This is a genomic window from Moorena sp. SIO4A1, assembly GCF_010672065.1.
In the GTDB taxonomy this organism is placed as follows: Bacteria; Cyanobacteriota; Cyanobacteriia; order Cyanobacteriales; family Coleofasciculaceae; genus Moorena.
This window is the reverse complement of sequence record NZ_JAAHHX010000402.1, coordinates 1-1,947: the sequence shown is the minus strand read 5'-3', so window position 1 is coordinate 1,947 and position 1,947 is coordinate 1. Positions and strand designations below refer to the sequence as shown.

The 1,947-nt window shown below is 43.5% G+C and carries 4 protein-coding genes; 2 read left to right on the top strand and 2 right to left on the bottom strand.

Annotation, left to right across the window (positions count from 1 at the left end):
• Positions 1-360 (bottom strand): Rpn family recombination-promoting nuclease/putative transposase (locus tag F6K53_RS38745; protein ID WP_293085174.1); only part of this gene is annotated, 360 nt, incomplete at its 3' end.
• Positions 361-834: 474 nt separating this feature from the next.
• On the opposite strand from F6K53_RS38745, the gene F6K53_RS38740 reads away from it, so the two are divergent.
• Positions 835-1,110 (top strand): hypothetical protein, encoded by a 276-nt coding sequence (locus tag F6K53_RS38740; protein WP_293036609.1) that lies wholly within the window; start codon positions 835-837, stop codon positions 1,108-1,110.
• The gene (locus F6K53_RS38735; RefSeq protein WP_293085171.1) at positions 1,107-1,451 is read left to right on the top strand and encodes a clan AA aspartic protease; all 345 of its coding nucleotides are present in this window, start codon (positions 1,107-1,109) and stop codon (positions 1,449-1,451) included. The genes F6K53_RS38740 and F6K53_RS38735 overlap by 4 nt, the downstream gene beginning before the upstream one ends.
• Positions 1,452-1,485: 34 nt before the next feature.
• On the opposite strand, the gene F6K53_RS38730 is transcribed toward F6K53_RS38735, so the two are convergent.
• A partial coding sequence (locus F6K53_RS38730) for a hypothetical protein (protein WP_293085168.1) occupies positions 1,486-1,947 on the bottom strand: 462 nt, incomplete at its 5' end.

The following is a 1,947-nucleotide window of genomic DNA, read 5'->3' as shown; positions in this document are numbered from 1 at the left end:
TTCATCTCCCAATACCGCTAAGCTAATCACAGGTTTTTCGTACAGGTCAAATGCCCTGTAATGATATTGGTACATTCGCTTAGCAAAAGTTGATTCTTTTTGGCTTTGTACCTCTACATGAATCAAGACCCAAGTTTCATTTCCACTACAGAGCCACACCTGGAATAATTTATCAGCGATTCTTTTTCCTGATTCGGCTGCACCAACTATTTGCTGTAATTCTGTATCAAGGGCTTGGGGGGTCTGATTCCAATCAATCAGAGTGTGAACTTGGGGAAAACAAAACTGCAAAAATGAATCGAAATAGGCTTGTAATGCTTCTTTCCAAGGATTGTCATAGTCAGCTATTGGTTCGCTCATTTCTATTTTTTACTTCTAGACTAATCCTAAAAACCATCTCATCAAAAAGAGATCACTGCTCTCGTTGCTGTCATGGTATTCAGTGTAGTAAATTGTATAGTAAAATAGCGGATTATGGGGAGATTAATACTAAAATTACTGAAAGCAATTTCTAGGATTTATAAAATAAGTAAACTACACAAGTTTTTAATTTTAGTAAATAGCTATGCAGCCAGTAAAAAGGGGAGCCAGTTGCTGATCTGACTCCCCATCTTCTAAAGTTTCCTGTGTTTCATTATACCGATCAGGTGACTGGGATCAGAAATGCGATCGCGTAGCGTGGCCTACGGCCAATCGCTTTTCCATACTGTCGTTCTTTCTGATCAGACTTCAGCTTTCGAGTTCCCTAAGTTATAGATTTACCACTGTGAGATGCACCCATTAAGTTCAGGCTATAATCATAGTCTGCGTTAATCTTGAACAGAGGTCAAAACAATGGTAGTTCGGCAACCTCGCTATAGCAAAGAAGAATTTGCTAGGCGTGGAGATTACATCTATCAGACTAAAGTACGCCCTTTGGTTGAAGCAGGCAATAATGGCAGAATCCTAGCCATTGACATTGAAACTGGGGACTTTGAGCTGGCTGATGATATTCTCAGTGCTACAAATGGTTTGTTTGAGCGACTCCCAAATGCCCAGCCTTGGATTGTTCGGATTGGGCATCGAGCTGTTCACCGTTTCGGCGCACGGAGCCTCAAACAACATGTATGATGTACGGTGTGGTAAATACAAACTGTGAGGCAACGATTCGGCTAGTCGTTGGTAATGAAAATGCCCAAAGGCGAGTGATTGACGCTGTTATTGATACTGGTTATACAGGTTTCTTAAGCTTGCCCCGCGAAACCATCATTGCCCTAAATTTACCTTGGACTGGAGTTGAGCGAGGAACTTTGGGTGATGGTAGCGAAGCCACCTTTGAGGTATATGCGGCAACTGTAATCTGGGATGGTGAATACCAAAGCATTCCTGTCAATGAAACTGAAACTGATCCGTTGGTCGGAATGAGCTTACTTTACGCGGGGACGTACAAGTCGAAAGCCCCGTGTTTTTAAACCGGGGATGAAGACTCACAGCGGCTTTAGCCGCCTAGAAAAAAAATATTTGATCAGTTTCCGAAATCATCTTCAAAGGCGATGTAGTTAAATGTGAGTACAGGCTGCAAAACCGTTGGCTCAACCGGGAGAGAGACCCGTCATTGATTGACCATAAAGTAGTAATGCTCAGAGGGCAGGGAGAATCCTCTTTAAAAACCCAATCGTCAATTAACAGTTGGCGTGTGAACCCAGAAGAATCACTCTTGAGATAAGCCAAAGTACGGTGGGGCACACCGAAACTTGAGGAAACAGTAGGAGTACTCGAACGCCTAAGGAGAACTGCCCTCTGGGTCTGTCGTGAATTGACTGGGAATTTGGCTTTTGCGGATTTTTGGTTAAGTATTGTCTTGTTTTTGGCGGCGTCAAAGATAGGAACTCGGCGGTTTAAGGCGGCTCGTTGATCTAGGAATCCCCGCGTCTTTAGACCGGCGAGTGTCAAGGCTACGACTTGCGA